This window comes from Actinoplanes ianthinogenes (assembly GCF_018324205.1).
GTDB lineage: Bacteria > Actinomycetota > Actinomycetes > Mycobacteriales > Micromonosporaceae > Actinoplanes > Actinoplanes ianthinogenes.
Genome location: NZ_AP023356.1, coordinates 1,158,368 through 1,174,989, shown reverse-complemented (window position 1 = coordinate 1,174,989; position 16,622 = coordinate 1,158,368). Strand labels below are relative to the sequence as shown.

The window sequence follows — 16,622 nt, the reverse complement described above, 5'->3', positions numbered from 1 at the left end:
GTTAATCACCAGGACTTCCGGTGCGGTTGCGCCTATTCTTGGCCCGCCATGTCTGTATCTGAACTACGCAGCCGGATCTCCGAGCTCCTGCCCCGCGACGAGCACCGGCTGCGCCGCCGCCTCGACGGCACCCGCCGCATCCGTGACGACGCCGCCCGGTCCACCGCCCTCGCCGAGATCGCCGAGGAGGTCGACCGGGCGCGTCTGCGTCTGGAGAGCCGGCTCGCCTCGGTGCCGCCGGTCACCTATCCCGAGGCGTTGCCGGTCAGCGCCCGCAAGGACGACATCGCCGCGGCGATCCGGGACCACCAGGTCGTCGTGGTGGCCGGCGAGACCGGCTCCGGCAAGACCACCCAGCTGCCGAAAATCTGCCTGGAGCTGGGCCGGGGCGTGCGCGGGCAGATCGGGCACACCCAGCCGCGGCGGATCGCGGCCCGCACGGTCGCCGAGCGGATCGCCGAGGAGCTGGACCGGCCGCTCGGCGCGACGGTCGGTTACAAGGTGCGGTTCACCGACCAGGTCGGCGAGAACACGCTGGTCAAGGTGATGACCGACGGCATCCTGCTGGCCGAGATCCAGACCGACCGGATGCTGCGGCGGTACGACACGCTGATCATCGACGAGGCGCACGAGCGCAGCCTCAACATCGACTTCATCCTGGGGTATCTGCGCGATCTGCTGCCGCGACGCCCCGACCTCAAGGTCGTGATCACCTCGGCGACCATCGAGACGCAGCGGTTCGCCGAGCACTTCGCCGACGCGTCCGGCAAGCCGGCCCCGGTGATCGAGGTGTCCGGCCGGACGTACCCGGTGGAGGTCCGCTACCGCCCGCTGGTCACCACCACCCTGATCGACGATGACGACGACGAGATCCGCGAGGAGCCGATCGACCAGATCGAGGGCATCGCCGCGGCCGTCGACGAGCTGCCCACCGGCGGCGACATCCTGGTCTTCATGTCCGGCGAGCGGGAGATCCGGGACACCGCCGACGCGCTGACCAAGAAAGACCTGCGCAACACCGAGGTGGTCCCGCTGTACGGCCGGCTGAGCGCCGCCGAGCAGCACAAGGTCTTCGAGCGGCACACCGGCCGCCGCATCGTGCTCGCCACGAACGTCGCCGAGACCTCGCTGACCGTGCCCGGCATCCGCTACGTGATCGACCCGGGCACCGCCCGGATCAGCCGGTACTCGCACCGGCTCAAGGTGCAGCGGCTGCCCATCGAGGCGGTCTCGCAGGCCAGCGCCAACCAGCGGAAAGGTCGCTGCGGCCGGACCTCGGACGGCATCTGCATCCGGCTGTACTCGGAGGAGGACTTCGCGGGCCGGCCCGAGTTCACCGAGCCGGAGATCCTGCGGACCAACCTCGCCTCGGTCATCCTCCAGATGACCAACCTGGGCCTCGGCGACCTGGCGAAATTCCCGTTCATCGACCCGCCGGACAAGCGGAACATCACCGACGGCATCAAGCTGCTGGAGGAGCTGGGCGCGCTCGACAAGGGCAAGCTCACGCCGCTCGGCCGCCAGCTCGCCCAGCTGCCGGTCGACCCGCGGCTGGCCCGCATGGTCATCGAGGCGGACAAGCAGGAGTGTCTCGCCGAGGTGATGGTGATCGCGGCGGCGCTGTCGATCCAGGACCCGCGCGAGCGGCCGGCCGACAAACAGCAGCAGGCCGACGAGAGGCACGCCCGGTTCGTCGACAAGGAATCGGACTTCTTCACCTATCTCAACCTGTGGAAGTACCTGCGGGAGAAACAGCGGGAGCTCTCCGGGAACCAGTTCCGTCGGCTGTGCCGCAGCGAATTCCTGAACTATCTGCGGGTGCGGGAGTGGCAGGACATCTACACGCAGCTGAAGCAGGTCGTGCGTACCCTCGACCTGTCCTTGAAAGAGGACTGGGACTCCGGGGTCGCGCCGCAACCGGTGCACACCGCCCTGCTCGCGGGTCTGCTCAGCCACATCGGGTTGAAGGACACCGACAAGCGGGAGTATCTCGGGGCGCGCGGCGCCAAGTTCGCGATCTTCCCGGGCTCGGCGCTGTTCAAGCGGCAGCCGCGCTGGGTGATGTCGGCCGAGCTGGTCGAGACCAGCCGGCTCTGGGCCCGGGTGAACGCCCGGATCGAGCCGGAGTGGGCCGAGAAACTCGCCCCGCACCTGGTGAAACGCTCCTACAGCGAGCCGCACTGGGATCGCAAGCTGGGCGCCGTGATGGCGTTCGAGAAGGTGACGCTCTACGGCCTGCCGATCGTGCCGCGCCGCCGGGTGGGATACAGCAAGGTCGACCCGGAGGTGTCGCGGGAGCTGTTCATCCGGCACGCCCTGGTCGAGGGGGACTGGGAGACGCACCACAAGTTCTTCGAGGCCAACCGGCGGCTCCTCCAGCAGATCGCCGAGATCGAGAACCGCGCCCGCCGGCGGGACATCGCCGTCGATGACGAGGTCGTCTTTTCACTCTATGACGCGAAAATTCCGGCAGAAGTGGTCTCCTCCCGACACTTCGATGGTTGGTGGAAGCAGGCTCGCCGGGAGAATCCGGATCTCCTGACCTTCACCCGCGAGGAGCTCGTCAACGCCGGGCGGGACACGGTCGATCCGAACGCGTTCCCGGACGCCTGGCTGGCCGGCGGCGTCAAGCTGCCGCTCCGCTACGAGTTCGAGCCCGGTAAGCACGCCGACGGCGTCACGGTGCAACTCCCGCTCGATCTGATCAACAAGGTGGACGCCGAGGACTTCGGCTGGTCCGTGCCCGGCTTCCGCAAGGACGTGGTGATCGCCCTGATCCGCGCCCTGCCCAAGGCCATGCGCACCAGCTTCGTCCCGGTCCCGGACTGGGCCGAGGCCGTCCTCGACCGGGTGCCGGCCCGCCGCGGCCCGCTGCCCGACGCGATCGGCAACGAGCTGCGCCGGCTCACCGGCACCATCGTGCCGCGCGACGCCTGGCGGCCCGACCAGGTGCCCGACCACCTGCGGATGAACTTCCGGATCGTCAACGAGGCCGGTGAGGTGGTCGCCGAGGGCCGCGACCTCGACGTGCTGCGCCGCGAGCTGGCGCCGAAGGTGCAGGCCACCATCTCCCGGGCGGCCGGTGACCTGGAGCGCACCGGGATCACCACGAACGACTTCGGGGCGATCCCGCACCGGGTCGAACAGGTCCGGGGCGGCTATCAGGTCAACGTCTGGCCGGCCCTGGTCGACGAGGGCGCCAGCGTCGGCGTGAAGGTCTTCGAGACCGAGGCCGAGCAGCGGATCGCGATGCGGGCCGGCACCCGCCGGCTGTTGCTGCTCACGCTGCCGCCGGCCGCCCGGTTCCTGCAAGGGCGGCTGGACAACCGGGCGAAGCTGGAACTGTCCCGGGCGAACCCGTACCGGTCGATCGCCGACCTGCTCGACGACTGCGCGGGCGCGGCGGTCGACAAGCTGGTCGCGGACGCCGGGGGACCGGTCTGGTCGTCGGTCGAGTTCGCCTCGCTGCGCGACACCGTGCGCGAGGACCTGGTCGACGCCGTGGCCAACGTGGTGACCCAGGTGCAGGCGGTGCTGGCCACGGCGTACGACGTGGACCAGCGGGTGCGCCAGTTCAAGGACCCGATGCTGCTGCCCGCGCTCACCGACATCCGGCAGCAGCTCAAGGGGCTGGTGTACCCCGGGTTCGTGACCGAGACCGGGTGGAGGCAGCTGCACCACATGCCGCGGTACCTGCGGGGGATCGCGTACCGGCTGGACCGCCTCGGCGGCAGTGCCGGCCGTGACCGGCAGCTGATCACCCAGGTCCAGGAGATCGAGGCGGAGTACCGCGAGCTGAAGGCGGAGGCGCCCCCGGGCGGGCCGGCCGCGGACGGGTTGCGGGAGATCCGCTGGATGATCGAGGAGCTGCGGATCAACTTCTTCGCGCAGACCCTGGGTACCGCCTATCCGGTCTCCGACAAGCGCATCTTCAAGGCGATGGACGCGCTGCCGATCTAGCAAAGTTGCAGGTTGGTGCGGCTGCGGTGCCGTTCGGTCACGCCCCTGTCGGTACCGTCCGGCACCTGGCAGATTCTCCTGCATGACGAACGAGAGCATCGCCTTCGCCGCTGTTACCGCCGATTCCTACCTCGACGAGATGATGGCCCGCGTGGGAGTCGACGGCCTCGCCGCCGCGTTCGCCGAGCCGGGTCTGCTGGCCACCGTCGACCAGCACGCCGCCGCTGTCCGGGAGGCGCTGCTCGACGCGGGCCGGGCGATCGACGCGGAGGGGCTGGCGGCGTACGCCCGCAGCATCGCCGCCGCCGCGGTCCGGATGAGCCGCCCGCTGCCCGAGCCGGGCTTCGCCCCGACGACCGTGGCCGGGTGGCGTACCGCCGGCTGGCCGCTGCTGCGTCTCGTCGCGGTCTGCCTGATCGCCGAGTCCGCCGGACTTCTGTGACCCCCATACGATCTACTTAGTCGGGTTTATTACCCCCCAAACTAGTATTTTCGGGCATCTTCGGGACATGAAGATGTTCAACCTCACCGCACTGGTTCTGCTGACGGTCCCGGCACTGGCCGCCCCCGCGGCCGCCGCGCCCGCGGTGGACCCGCCGCCGACCCTGGTGGCGCGCTACAACTTCGACGGCGGCGCGACCGCCGGGAAGATCTCCGACCTCTCGGGCAAGGGCTCCAGCCTCACCGTCCGCGGCGCCGACAACGGCACCGTCGCGATCACCACCGAGGGCGCCGGACGGTACGCGTCGTTCCCCGCCCTCTGCGCCACCGGCGCCCCCTGCGCCCGCGCCATCCTCGAGGCTCCGAACGCCGCCGACCTCAACCCCGGCACCCGCAACTTCCGGTGGGCGGCGACCGTCCGGGTGACCGCCGCGCAGCTGCGCGGCAAGGCGAACGTCATGCAGAAGGGCCTGGCCGGCGCCGAGAGCTCCTGGAAGCTCCAGCTCACCGGCAAGACCGGGCGCGCCCAGTGCGCCATGACCGCCAAGGGCACCGGCCAGATCGCCACCGCCACCTCGGCCCGCCCGATCGCCGACGGCGCCTGGCACAAGATCGTCTGCGAGCGCACCGCGACCAGTCTGTCCATCTCGGTCGACGGCGTCGCCGGCTCCCGCGCCACGATCCCGGCCACCTTCGCCGTGGACAACACGATGCCGCTGCGCATCGGCGGCCCGAACTTCGGTGCCTCCAGCGACATGTACCACGGCCAGCTCGACGACGTGTACATCCAGCTCGGCTGAGGCGGCTTTTCGCTCCCGCACTGCCCGCGGGCCGGCTGCTCGCAGCCGGCCCGCTTCACCCTCCCGGTCCGCCCCGCCTCACCCTCCCGGTCCGCTTCCCTTCCGGGCCGCCCTCTTTCGGTACGACCGGAGCACCTCGCCGTCGCCGCCTCATGCCGGCGTCACCGCGCGCGAATAATCGAGTGGCGCGGCCGGCGGCCGGCGCATAGGTTGGCCGCATGCTGTGATCCGCACCCAGGCGCCCGCGCCGCCGACTCCCTCGCATCACCGGCCTCCGGGCCCGGTTCCGACGATGCCTGGTCGAGTTCGCGCGGGTCGCCTTCCGCGCCGGCCTTCGATCTGCCGATCGGGGTTCCGCGCTCGGGTGCGGCACGACCGGTCCGACTCCGGTGGCGCGTCCGATCACGGCGGTTCCCTGCGGCATCGATCACCGGCTTCCCGCCCGCCCCCGACCGGGCACCGGAATCGACCTTCCCAGGAGGTAGCGATATGCCTGCGCAATCTTTCTCGGTACATCTCGACCAGGACGACCTCGCCCGTCGCGACATCGCCGCGGCGCTGGGCCGGACGTCGAAGACCGGCGGCGGCGACAACCAGGACGGCGGCGCCGAGGTGACCCACCACGGCGCGGGGGACGCCCGGCAGGCGGCCCGGCAGCGATCGGACCGGGCACGCGCCGGCCGGGCGGCCGGCGCCTCGGGTGGCCGCAGCTACGCCTTCCGCCGCAGCTGATCGACCCGCGGGGTGAACCACGCGGCCACCGGGGGCCCGCCCGGTGGCCGCGTGGCCTCAGCACGGTACGCCGTCCGGCGCGCCGAGCACAGGGCCCGCCGGACACATCGGGTGCCGCGGCCGGGATTCCCCGCCTCGGCCAGCGCTGTGGCGGCCGGAAGCGCGGCGACCGAGGGCCCGGCCAGGATCCCGATCCGGCGTGGTGGCGACGAGCGACCGGCGGTGACGGCGGCTCAGGATGCCGGGAGGTCGGCCAGGGCCAGGTCCAGGGTCGCGGTGGCGGTGGCTCAGGATGCCGGGAGGTCGGCCAAGGCCTGGTCCAGGGTCGCGGTGGCGGCGGCTCAGGATGCCGGCAGGTCGGCCAGGGCCAGGTCCAGGGTCGCGGTGGCGGTGGGGAAGTCGATGAGCTGGTCGCGGACCAGGCGCAGGCCGGCGCGCAGGGCGGCGACCGGGACGTCGCGGGCGGTCAGCACCCCGGCGGTCCAGGTGGTGAAGTCGCGGAAGACCTGGGGCTCGCTGATGTAGAGCGAGGCGGCCAGGAAGTCGGCGATGTGTCCGAAGTCCTCGACGGTCGACTCCAGCTGTTGCTGGTCGTAGTGGTGGACCGGCGGGTACGCCGCGGCCAGCCGGTGCATCGCCGTCTCGATCAGCTGGGGCCGGGAGCGGACCAGGTGGGTGTACTCCTCGTCGCCCAGGAACTCGGTGGGGAACTCCGGAAGCAGCGGTGGCGGCCAGTCGGTGGCGAGCCGGGTCACCGCCTCCTCGGCCGAGCCGGCCCACGCGTCGGCGCCCAGCCGCTCGGCGTACCGGCCGCCCGGACCGAAACCGCGGCCACCGGCGATCACCGGGACACCGGCGGCGCGGCAGGCAGTGATCGCGGCGTGGGCGCGGGGCAGTCGGGTCGGGATCATGCAGCTCAACGCGACCGCGTCCGGGCCGGTCTGGTGCAGGTGGGTGATCAGGTGCGGGCCGGGGACGCTGGCGCCGAGGAAGTCCACCCGCCAGCCGTCCTGGCGCAGCAGCTCGGCCAGGATCCGCGCGGGCAGGCCGTGCCACTCGCCGTCCACGCAGGCCAGGGTGATCCGGCCGCGGCGGACCGGCGTGTGCACCCGGACCGCGACGGCGGCCAGCACCCGCTCGTTGACCGCGGTGGCGGCGTGCTCCCGGGCCACCGACCACTCGTCGGCCGCCCACAGCTCGCCGACCCGGGCCTGGGTGCCGCCGATCAGGTCCACCATGATCCGCGCGGCGGGGACGCCGTCGTCCAGCAGCTCGCAGGCGATCTCGGTGGCGCCGTACTCGTCACCGTCCCCGACCAGGTCGAGATATTCCTGGTAGAGGCCGGGGTCGTCGAGGGAGCGGGACGGTCGGGTAGTGGTCATGCGCGTGGGCGTGCCCTCCGGTCGGCGCGGCGGGTGGCCATGAGGTAGGGCGACTGGTTCGGTGCGCCGCCGCCGCGCAGGCTGAGCGGTGGTCGCGCCGGGGCGCGGACCGTCAGCATGGCGATGTCGTCCGTGGTGCCCCCGTGTACCCAGTCGGAGACCAGTTGACGCAGGCGTTCCAGGGTGACCGGGCCGGGCAGCCCGGCGCACGCGGACAGCGCCTGCCGCAGCCGGGCCTCGCCGAACTCCTCGTGGCCGCTCGGGCCGCCGCGCGCCTCGGTCAGCCCGTCGGTGTGCAGCAGGCACAGCTCGCCGGGGGCCAGCTCGACGGTGGCCGGGTGCACCGTCGTCACCGGCAGCACGCCGAGCAGCGTCCCGCCGGCCGGCACCTCCTCGACCGAGCCGTCGGTGCGCAGCACCAGCGGCGGCGGGTGGCCCCCGCTGACCAGGCCGATCCGGACGCGGCCGTGCTCGGCCCGGGTGATCGAGCCGAGCAGCAGGGTGACGAACCGGTGTTTGCGGCCGGACTCCAGCATCGCCTGGTTGAGCACCCGCAGCATGGCGTCCGGCCGGGCCCGCATGAGGCGCAGCGCGCGCAGCGTCTGGCGCACCTTGCCGGTCAGCACCGCCGCCTCGGGCCCGGTGCCGCACACGTCGCCGAGCGCGACCAGGGTGTCGGTGTTCGCCCCGGACGGGCCGAACACCTCGTAGAAGTCGCCGCCGACCTGGAGCGCCTCGAACGCCGCCTGGTAAGAGCCGGCCAGCTCGAACCCGTCGGCCTGGGGCAGCTCGGGCGGCAGCAGGTCGGCCTGCAGCACCGCGGCGGTGTCCACCTGGTCGCGGTAGAGGGCGGCGGCCGCCAGAGCGGCGCCGGCCCGGGCCGCGAACACCCGGACGAGCGCCTCGTCCTGCTCGCTGAACGTGGCCCCGGCGCCGAGGCGGGCCAGGACCAGCGCCCCGGCCGGCGCCGCGTTGCCGGGCAGCGGGGTGACCAGCAGCGCGCCGATCGGGCCGAGCGCGGCCGGCAGGAGCCAGCCGGGCGCCTGCGCCGGGTCCAGCCAGCGGCTCGGGATCGGCGGGAAGCCGTCGATCACCTCGCGCAGGCCGGGGATCTCGGCGAGGCCGTGCTCGGGCAGTGTGCCCTCCTCGGCCGGGTGGCCGGGCATCATCCTGGTCCAGGAGCTCTGCCGCCGGTGCGGGGGCAGGATCACCACCGCGGCGTCGGCCAGGTGGCCGGCCGCGAGCTCGGCGGTGGTCCGCCGGACCCGGCGCAGGTTCAGCGAGGCGGACAGGTGGCGGCCGGCGTCGGCCAGGAAGGTGGCCCGGGCCCGCTCGGCCTCCAGCGCGGCGGTGCGCTGCTGCTCGTCGGTGCGGTCCCGCAGATACCACGCGTAGTGGCCGGCGCCGAGCGGGCGCCGCAACCCGTACAGAAATCGGTCGTGATGCTCGGACCGGAAGGTGGTCGCGTCTTCGGCCGCGGCCGCGGCCAGCTCCGGAAGCGGCGCCGCGGTCAGGGTTTCGCCCGGGGCGAGGCCGGGCACCAGAGCCTGGGCGGCCGCGTTGACCAGCAGGACCGTGTGGTCGGTGGCGCACAGCACGATCGGCTCGGCCGCCGCGTTCAGAGCGGCCAGCACCAGCTCGGGCGTGGCTGCGGGCAGCGTGGTAGCCAGGCCCGGTGGCGTCCGTGGATCGCCGGCCGGGCCCGGAGTCCGGGTTGACATCGTCCCTCCCGTCGCTCCCCGCCGAGTCGTGCAGAACATCCCCAGCCTACGGTGCTCCCCGGGAAACGGGCATCGGGCGTGCCCCGAGCGGCACGGTCACCGCTTCAGGTCGACGACCACCGGCGCGTGATCGGACGGGCCCTTGCCCTTGCGCGCCTCCCGGTCCACCACGGCATCCGTGACCGTGGCGGCCAGGTCGGCGCTGGCGTAGACGTGGTCGATCCGCATGCCCTTGTTCTGGTGGAACATCCCGGCGCGGTAATCCCAATAGGTGAACGGGTGATCGCCCTTCATGGCCCGGGCCGGCACGTCGGTGAGCCCCAGCTCACGCAGCGCCGCGATGGCGTCCCGCTCCGGCGGCGTGACGTGGGTCGAGCCGGCGAAGACCGCCGGGTCCCAGACGTCCGCGTCGGTCGGCGCCACGTTGAAGTCACCGGCCACCACCAGCGGGCCGGCCGCCAGGTCGGCGGCGAGCACGTCGCGCAGCACCCGCAGCCACTGAAGTTTGTAGAGGTAGTGCGGGTCGTCCGGGGTGCGGCCGTTCGGCACGTAGACGGACATGAACCGGATGCCGTCGCAGACCGCGCTGATCGCGCGGGCCTCCGGTCCCGGATAGCCCGGCTCGCCGGGGAAGCCGCGCCGGACGTCGTCGAGGCCGGCCCGGGAGAGCAGGGCCACGCCGTTCCAGCGGCCCTGGCCGTACGCGGCGGTCGCATAACCGAGCTCGGCGACCTCGTCGGCGGGGAAGCCGTCCTCGGCGACCTTGGTCTCCTGGAGACAGACCACGTCCGGGGCGGTGTGCTCCAGCCAGTCGAGCAGGCGGGGCAGGCGGGCCTTGACCGAATTGACGTTCCAGGTGGCGAAGCGCATCCGTCCAGCCTGCCCCATCCGGTCAGCGGCGCGGCGGCAACCCGCCCCGTGTCGCGGCGAGCAGCGCCAGACCGAGCCCGGCGGCCAGCACCACGAGGAGGGCGACCAGCCAGACCGCACGGCCCTGGGCGCCGATCAGATCCGCCATGTCGTCTCCCGGAAGATCCTCGGACCGGCGTGATCCGGCTCACGCCGACAAATCCGTGAGCGAATGATGCCGGAATTGCCCGCGCCGCACCAGTGGGGCTGAGAGGTTTGTCAGGAAGCGAGGCAACTTCACGGGGGCGAACATGCGTGTGGAAGTCATGCCGGTGGTACCGGCCGAACTGCTCGACCCGGCCTGGGACTTCTACACGGAGTCCTTCGGTGATCTCGCCGTGCTCGCGGTGAACCGGCACGTGCTGTACCGGCACGAGTTCGACGAGCTGATGGAGGACGACCGGGCCGAGAAGTACCTCGCCATCGACGACGACGGGACGGTGCTCGGGATGGCCGCGATGACGACGAACCTCGAAGCCGTCTCGCTGATCTCGCCGGACTACTTCCGGCACCACTGGCCCGAGCTGTACGCCGAGAAGCGGATCTTCTATGTGCTCTTCGTCGGCGCGAAACGGACCGGCAGCGGCAGCGGCGTCTTCGTCGAGCTGCTCAGCGCGCTGTACCGGCCGATCGGCGAGGTCAACGGCAAGGTGTTCGTGGACATCTGCACGTACAACGAGGAGCAGCTGCGGCTGCCCCGGATGATCGGCGTGATCCTGACCCGGATCTCCGGCAAGGCGGTGCCCACCCGGATGGACGCGCAGTCGTTCTGGCTCTACGAGTTCCCCAACAACGACCGCGAGAAGAACTAGGCCCTAGCTGTTCTGCCCAGAGAGGTTAGGAACGCGGCTGGCGGGTGAGCCGCCGATGGCGGAGTGGTAGCGGTGGTGATTGTAGGTGTGCAGGAAACGGGGTAGGGCTTTGCGGCGGGCGTTTTCGCTGGTGTATGGCTTGGAGTAGGCCCATTCATCGGCCAGTGTGCGGTGGAAGCGTTCCACTTTGCCGTTGGTCTGCGGCCGGTAAGGACGCGTCTTTTTCACGGTGACGCCCAGCTCGGCGCAGGTCTCGCGCCAGAGGCGGGAGATGTAGCAGGAGCCGTTGTCGGTCAGTACCCGGGCGATGCTGATGCCGTGGCCGGCGAACCAGGTGTGGGCGCGTCGCCAGAAGGCGGTGGCGGTCTCTTTCGTTTCGTCGGCCAGGATTTCGGTGTAGGCCAGGCGGGAATGGTCGTCGAGGGCGGTGTGCAGGTAGGCGTAGCCGAGCCGGGCGCCGCCGAACCTGTCGGTGCGGTGCCCGGTCGTGGCGGTGCGGTTGAGTTTGCCCTGGGCGCGGCCTTGGGTGCGCCAGCCGCCGCCGTCGGGGATGTTGCCGAGTTTCTTGACGTCGACGTGGATCAGATCGCCGGGCGCTTCGTGTTCGTAGCGGCGGACCGGTTCGGCGGTGGCCCGGTCCAGATGCGTCAGGGGTACAGCACCGGCCCGGCGCAGGATCGCGTGGCAGGTCGAGGCGGGCAAGCCGAGTCGCCAACCGATCCGGACCGGGCCCAGGCGCTGGCTGCGACGTAGATGCAACACTCGTCGTTCGATCGGCCGGGGTGTGCGGCGGGGACTGTGACGCGGCCGGCTGGGCCGATCGCGCATGCCGGCGGCGCCCTCGCTCTGGTAGCGGTCGGCCCAGCGTTTCGCTGTCGTCGGGCTGACCTGGAACCGATCCGCGGCCCGCCGTAGCGACCAGCCGTCATCGACGACGCACCGGGCCAGCCTCAATCGGCCGCGTTCGGTCAACGGAGCGTTAGCGTGGGGCACGAGGACCTCCCGGGTGTGGTGTGGAACCTTCGACAAGCTCCACCTCACCCGGAGGTCCTCACCTATTTCAGCAAGTCAGCCCCGTTACCAACGTCCGTGAGCAGAACACCTAGCCCTGCTCCGGGCGGCGGTGCCGCCCGGAGCTGGTCACCGCGGCGACCGGCAGCGGGATGTCCGGCAGCGCCGCGGCCAGGTGCCAGCGCTCGGCGAACTCGGTGGCCGGCACCGCCTTGCCCCACAGCCAGCCCTGCCCGTTCACCACGCCGACGTGGTAGAGAGCCTCACGCTGCAACACCGTCTCGACGCCCTCGGCGATCACGCTGAGGCCGAGCGCGTGGCTCATCGCGACCACGGCGCGGACGATCTCGTCGTCCTCCACGTTCTTGCCGAGGCCGATGACGAACGAGCGGTCGATCTTGACGCCGGTGACCGGGAAGCGGCGCAGGTAACCGAGCGCCGAGAAGCCCGTGCCGAAGTCGTCGACCAGCAGTTTCGCGCCGAGCTGGCGCAGCTCGTGCAGGACCCGGGCGGTCACGCTGGAGCCGTCGACCATCACCGACTCGGTCATCTCCAGGGCCACGCACTGTGCCGGGACGCCGTACTTGAACAGCTCGCCGGAGACCACCAGCGGCAGGTCCGGCTCGCTGAGCTGGCGCGGCGACACGTTGATGGACAGGTAGAAGCTCTCCGAGACGACGCCCTGCGAGCGCCACACGCCGAGCTGGCGCAGCGCCTCGTTGCGGACGAACGTGCCGATCTGCGAGATCAGGCCGGAGTCCTCGGCGATCGGGATGAACAGCATCGGCGGGATCTGGCCGCGGGTCGGGTGCTCCCAGCGGACCAGCGCCTCGGCGCCCACCGGCATCCCGGTCTCCAGCCGCACGATCGGCTGGTACACCACGTAGAGCTGGTCGTCGCTGAGCGCCTGGCGCAGCGCCACCTCCAGCTCGATCCGCTCCCGGGCCTGGTCGTGCATGGAGGTGTCGAAGATGGTGGACCGGCCCGGGCCCTCGGCCTTGGCCCGGTACATCGCGGTGTCCGCGTCCCGCATCAGCGCCTCGGCGGTCACCGCGGCCCGCGCCGAGTCGCCGCTGGAGTGCGCGATGCCGATCGACGCGCTGATCACCACCTCGGTGTCGCGGACCGTGAACGAGCGGGCGAAACAGCCCCGGATGTCGTCCACCAGCCGCAGCGCACCCGCCTTGTCGCCGACGAAGGCGAGCAGGAACTCGTCGCCGCCGACCCGGGCCACCGGGACCTGCTCGGGCACCTGCGCCCGCAGCCGCCGGCCCACCTCGATCACCAGCTGGTCGCCGGTGTCGTGGCCCCACGAGTCGTTGACCCACTTGAACCCGTCCAGGTCGAGCATGTAGACCCACACCCGCTGCGGACCCTGCGAGTCGACCGAGGTGACCAGCCGTTCGATCTCGCCGGAGACGGACTGCCGGTTCGGCAGCGAGGTGAGCGGGTCGTGGGTGGCCTGGTGCTCGGAGTGCAGCTGGGCGGCGACCTGCGCCTGCACCGCGGTGATCGCCCGGGCCAGCAGCAGCAGGATCATCAGCGCGCCGGCCACCGCGATCAGCAGCCGGTGCGAGGCCGCGCTGGTCCCGGTGGTCAGCAGCAGCGCGAACGGCAGGAACAGCGCGGGGAGCAGCACCGCCAGCCGCTGCCAGGACCAGGCCTGCACGGGCAGCCGGTCGGCGCGGCTCATCTCGGCGACCGACGGGTGCAGGGCCGCCACGCCGAGCGCGGTGTAGGCCGTCACGTACGGGATGTTGAGCAGCGGCGAGGCGTAGATCTGCCCGTTGACGCCGACGATGGCGTACGCGGTGTCCCCGACGAACAGCCCCACCATCATCACCAGCAGCGCGAGCATGCTGATCGGCCAGGTCTTGGTGGTGAACGCGAGATTGATCACCAGCAGCGCCAGCACGACGTCGAAGAGCGGGTAGGTGCCCTGGATGATGGAGAGCAGCGCGGGCCGGCCGGGGATCGCGGCGGCCGGCGCGGCCAGCAGCAGCGTGCTGGTCAGCCCGGCGGCCAGGCAGACGATCAGGCCGTCCAGCACGGCGTGCCGTTCCAGGCTCTGCCGGCGGCGCAGCAGCATGAACAGGAACATGCCGAGCAGCAGGTAGCCGCTGAAGGTGGCCGCGTCGGCGAGCAGCGGCAGCGGCATCGGCTGGTTCGTGACCGTCGGCCGGATCAGCAGCCCGACCAGGAAGAGCAGCGCCGCCAGGGCCATCAGCAGCCAGGCCACCGGCGGTTCGGCGCCCCAGCGGCGCGGGCCGACGAAACAGGCGGCCACGGTGAGCACGCCCAGGATCACCAGGCTCACCGAGGCGAGGTTCGACGACGAGTACGCGGCGTAGAGCGCGGTCGCCAGGACCCCGATCGCGGCCATGAACTGCCATTGGCGGCGGGCGATGGCGGGCGGGAGCACGGAGCGCACCGGGCATTCCTCCCGTTTTGCCCTAAGACTAGGTTTTGCTCACCGTAGCAACGGACCCGACGCCACCGGCCGGAATTGGCCAGTTAAGTGGCCGGGTTTCGACTTTCCGGCCGGTTCCCGGCGTCCGTGCACGAAAACGGTCGGGCAGCCCCCGTGTCGCAACAGGGCGTCGGCCACTGATCCGAATCGGCCGGCGCCACCGGCTCCGCGCGGGCCCAGCACGATCAGACCGGCCCGGCGGGAGGCGCGTATCAGGGTGGCGGCCGGCGGCCCGGCCAGCACCCGGCGGCGCAGCGGCGGCAGGCCCGGCACCGCGGCGATCACCCGGTCCAGCACCTGCCGCCCGGCGTCCTCGTCGCCGACGTGCGCCACGTCCAGCGGGATCCCTCGGCGGCGGGCGTCCTCGGCCGCGTACCGCAGGGCCAGCACGGACGGCACGGACCCGTCCACCGCGGCGATCACCCGCCCGGACGGCGGCCGGGGCGCGCGCGCCACCACCACCGGGCACCAGGCCTGCGACACCGCCTCCAGCAGCGGCGACGTGGGCGGCAGGCGGCCGGTCGCGGCCAGGTCGTCGGCGCCCAGCACCAGCAGCGTGGCGGTCCGGCTGAGCTTGCGCAGCACCCGCCCGGCGGGCCCATCCACGAGTTGACCCCGCACGTCGACGCCGGGTGTGGAACGCTGGGCGGTGGTGACCGCCTCCTCGACGACGCGTGAGGCGGTGCCGCGGGCCTCGGCCTCGTCCCAGCTGAAAGCGTGCACCACCGACAAGAGAGTGCCGCGGGAGACCGCCTCCCGGGCGGCCAGGCGAACGGCGGCCAGGCCGGCCGCGGTCCCGTCCACCCCGACCACCACCGGTGGCCGACTCGGGATCTGCATCGGTTCGACCTCCGCTTCCCGTTACGTTCTCGCAATATACCGATCATTATCTATGGCGCAACGGTCTATACGGACTGGTGACCAATGCCTCAACGGCTGGCCACCTGATGACCCATTCAGGTTGAGGGTTTACGGTGAACGGCAAAATCTTTGGGACATCTGCCGGTGAAGTGAGGGAAATACATGACGGATGTCAAGCTCGACCACCCTGGCGGCCAATTGTCGATGGGTGTGCGCGAGGCCGTCGACGGGCCGGGCGGCATCGACGTCAGTGCTCTGCTGAAGGAGACCGGTTACGTCACCCTCGACCAGGGTTTCGTCAACACCGCGTCGACGACGTCGGCGATCACGTACATCGACGGTGACGCCGGCATCCTGCGGTACCGCGGCTACCCGATCGAGCAGCTGGCCGAGAAGTCGACGTTCCTCGAGGTCTCGTACCTGCTGATGAACGGTGAGCTGCCGACCGAGGCGCAGCTGCGCGACTTCGCCGACAAGATCCGGGTCCACACGCTGCTCCAGGAGGAGATGCGGACCTTCTTCTCCGGCTTCCCGCGGGACGCGCACCCGATGGCGGTGCTCTCGTCGGCGGTGACCGCGCTGTCCACGTTCTACCAGGACGCGCTCGACCCGCTGGACGACGAGCAGGTGGATATCTCCGCAATCCGGCTGATGGCGAAACTTCCGACGATCGCGGCGTACGCGTACAAGAAGTCGATCGGCCACCCGCTGCCGTACCCGGACAACTCGCTCGACTACGTTGAGAACTTTCTGCGTCTGACGTTCGGCCTGCCGACCGTCAACTACGACGTCGACCCCAAGGTCGCGAAGATCCTCGACATGCTGTTCATCCTGCACGCCGACCACGAGCAGAACTGCTCCACGTCGTCCGTGCGGCTGGTCGGCTCGGCTCAGGCGAACCTGTTCGCCTCGATCTCGGCCGGCATCAACGCGCTGTCCGGCCCGCTGCACGGCGGCGCCAACGCGGCGGTGCTCGAGATGCTCGAGCAGATCCGCAAGGACGGCGGCGACGTCAACTCGTTCGTCACCCGGGTGAAGAACAAGGAAAAGGGCGTCAAGCTCATGGGCTTCGGCCACCGGGTCTACAAGAATTACGACCCGCGCGCCGCCATCGTCAAGAAGGCCGCCCAGGAGATGCTCTCCACGCTGGACACGCCGGACCCGCTGCTGGACATCGCGTTCCAGCTCGAGGAGATCGCGCTCAACGACGACTACTTCGTCTCCCGCAAGCTGTACCCGAACGTCGACTTCTACACCGGCCTGATCTACAAGGCCATGGGCTTCCCGACGAAGATGTTCACGGTGCTGTTCGCTATCGGTCGTCTGCCCGGCTGGATCGCCCAGTGGCGCGAGATGATGCACGACCCGGCCAACAAGATCGGTCGCCCGCGGCAGATCTACACCGGTTCGCCGGTGCGCGACTTCACCCCGATGTCGCAGCGCTGAAAATCGGCGCGGACTCGGAGGCGGAGCCCGACCCGAATAAGTGCGAAGTGCGCCCCACCGGTTTTCCGGTGGGGCGT

The 16,622-nt window shown here is 71.1% G+C and carries 13 protein-coding genes; 6 read left to right on the top strand and 7 right to left on the bottom strand.

Going from position 1 to position 16,622, the window contains the following annotated elements:
* The first annotated feature begins 48 nt into the window (after positions 1–48).
* The 4 genes from hrpA to Aiant_RS05380 all read left to right on the top strand — a co-directional run bounded on the left by hrpA (position 49) and on the right by Aiant_RS05380 (position 5,933).
* Positions 49–3,960 (top strand): ATP-dependent RNA helicase HrpA, encoded by a 3,912-nt coding sequence (gene hrpA / locus Aiant_RS05395; protein ID WP_189335964.1) that lies wholly within the window; start codon positions 49–51, stop codon positions 3,958–3,960.
* 82 nt (positions 3,961–4,042) lie between these two features.
* Positions 4,043–4,402, top strand: a complete 360-nt coding sequence (locus tag Aiant_RS05390) for a DUF6401 family natural product biosynthesis protein (protein WP_189335965.1) — start codon at positions 4,043–4,045, stop codon at positions 4,400–4,402.
* A 67-nt stretch (positions 4,403–4,469) separates the two neighbouring features.
* Positions 4,470–5,201 carry a LamG-like jellyroll fold domain-containing protein gene (locus Aiant_RS05385; RefSeq protein ID WP_189335966.1) on the top strand — a complete coding sequence of 244 codons (732 nt, stop codon included), beginning with the start codon at positions 4,470–4,472 and terminating at the stop codon, positions 5,199–5,201.
* A 489-nt stretch (positions 5,202–5,690) separates the two neighbouring features.
* Positions 5,691–5,933 (top strand): hypothetical protein, encoded by a 243-nt coding sequence (locus Aiant_RS05380; protein WP_189335967.1) that lies wholly within the window; start codon positions 5,691–5,693, stop codon positions 5,931–5,933.
* Between the two features lie 341 nt (positions 5,934–6,274).
* On the opposite strand, the gene Aiant_RS05375 is transcribed toward Aiant_RS05380, so the two are convergent.
* From Aiant_RS05375 to Aiant_RS46425, 4 genes are all read right to left on the bottom strand, one after another.
* Positions 6,275–7,315: a cobalamin B12-binding domain-containing protein gene (locus Aiant_RS05375; protein WP_189335968.1), complete on the bottom strand. Its 1,041-nt coding sequence runs from the start codon at positions 7,313–7,315 to the stop codon at positions 6,275–6,277.
* Entirely contained in the window at positions 7,312–9,036 is a 1,725-nt protein-coding gene (locus tag Aiant_RS05370; protein ID WP_189335969.1) for a PP2C family protein-serine/threonine phosphatase, read from the bottom strand. The genes Aiant_RS05375 and Aiant_RS05370 overlap by 4 nt, the downstream gene beginning before the upstream one ends.
* A 96-nt stretch (positions 9,037–9,132) precedes the next feature.
* Complete coding sequence (locus tag Aiant_RS05365; RefSeq protein ID WP_189335970.1) at positions 9,133–9,906, bottom strand: exodeoxyribonuclease III; 774 nt, start codon at positions 9,904–9,906, stop codon at positions 9,133–9,135.
* Positions 9,907–9,928: 22 nt separating this feature from the next.
* Positions 9,929–10,054 carry a hypothetical protein gene (locus Aiant_RS46425; RefSeq protein ID WP_268248861.1) on the bottom strand — a complete coding sequence of 42 codons (126 nt, stop codon included), beginning with the start codon at positions 10,052–10,054 and terminating at the stop codon, positions 9,929–9,931.
* Between the two features lie 142 nt (positions 10,055–10,196).
* Here Aiant_RS46425 and Aiant_RS05360 point away from each other — a divergent pair, with 142 nt between their 5' ends.
* Positions 10,197–10,757, top strand: a complete 561-nt coding sequence (locus tag Aiant_RS05360) for a hypothetical protein (RefSeq protein ID WP_189335971.1) — start codon at positions 10,197–10,199, stop codon at positions 10,755–10,757.
* Positions 10,758–10,760: 3 nt separating this feature from the next.
* On the opposite strand, the gene Aiant_RS05355 is transcribed toward Aiant_RS05360, so the two are convergent.
* The 3 genes from Aiant_RS05355 to Aiant_RS05345 all read right to left on the bottom strand — a co-directional run bounded on the left by Aiant_RS05355 (position 10,761) and on the right by Aiant_RS05345 (position 15,078).
* Positions 10,761–11,750 (bottom strand): IS481 family transposase, encoded by a 990-nt coding sequence (locus Aiant_RS05355; protein ID WP_212846959.1) that lies wholly within the window; start codon positions 11,748–11,750, stop codon positions 10,761–10,763.
* Between the two features lie 109 nt (positions 11,751–11,859).
* Entirely contained in the window at positions 11,860–14,199 is a 2,340-nt protein-coding gene (locus tag Aiant_RS05350; protein ID WP_189331233.1) for a putative bifunctional diguanylate cyclase/phosphodiesterase, read from the bottom strand.
* Positions 14,200–14,238: 39 nt separating this feature from the next.
* Positions 14,239–15,078, bottom strand: a complete 840-nt coding sequence (locus Aiant_RS05345; RefSeq protein WP_189331232.1) for a universal stress protein — start codon at positions 15,076–15,078, stop codon at positions 14,239–14,241.
* Between the two features lie 183 nt (positions 15,079–15,261).
* On the opposite strand from Aiant_RS05345, the gene Aiant_RS05340 reads away from it, so the two are divergent.
* Entirely contained in the window at positions 15,262–16,545 is a 1,284-nt protein-coding gene (locus Aiant_RS05340) for a citrate synthase (RefSeq protein ID WP_189331231.1), read from the top strand.
* Positions 16,546–16,622: the final 77 nt, after the last annotated feature.

Excerpts from the sequence above, each read along its gene's own strand:
- hrpA (WP_189335964.1), top strand. The coding sequence starts at position 49 with ATGTCTGTATCTGAACTACGCAGCCGGATCTCCGAGCTCCTGCCCCGC.
- Aiant_RS05390 (WP_189335965.1), top strand. The coding sequence starts at position 4,043 with ATGACGAACGAGAGCATCGCCTTCGCCGCTGTTACCGCCGATTCCTAC.
- Aiant_RS05385 (WP_189335966.1), top strand. The coding sequence starts at position 4,470 with ATGAAGATGTTCAACCTCACCGCACTGGTTCTGCTGACGGTCCCGGCA.
- Aiant_RS05380 (WP_189335967.1), top strand. The coding sequence starts at position 5,691 with ATGCCTGCGCAATCTTTCTCGGTACATCTCGACCAGGACGACCTCGCC.
- Aiant_RS05375 (WP_189335968.1), bottom strand. The coding sequence starts at position 7,315 with ATGACCACTACCCGACCGTCCCGCTCCCTCGACGACCCCGGCCTCTAC.
- Aiant_RS05370 (WP_189335969.1), bottom strand. The coding sequence starts at position 9,036 with ATGTCAACCCGGACTCCGGGCCCGGCCGGCGATCCACGGACGCCACCG.
- Aiant_RS05365 (WP_189335970.1), bottom strand. The coding sequence starts at position 9,906 with ATGCGCTTCGCCACCTGGAACGTCAATTCGGTCAAGGCCCGCCTGCCC.
- Aiant_RS46425 (WP_268248861.1), bottom strand. The coding sequence starts at position 10,054 with ATGGCGGATCTGATCGGCGCCCAGGGCCGTGCGGTCTGGCTGGTCGCC.
- Aiant_RS05360 (WP_189335971.1), top strand. The coding sequence starts at position 10,197 with ATGCGTGTGGAAGTCATGCCGGTGGTACCGGCCGAACTGCTCGACCCG.
- Aiant_RS05345 (WP_189331232.1), bottom strand. The coding sequence starts at position 15,078 with ATGCAGATCCCGAGTCGGCCACCGGTGGTGGTCGGGGTGGACGGGACC.
- Aiant_RS05340 (WP_189331231.1), top strand. The coding sequence starts at position 15,262 with ATGACGGATGTCAAGCTCGACCACCCTGGCGGCCAATTGTCGATGGGT.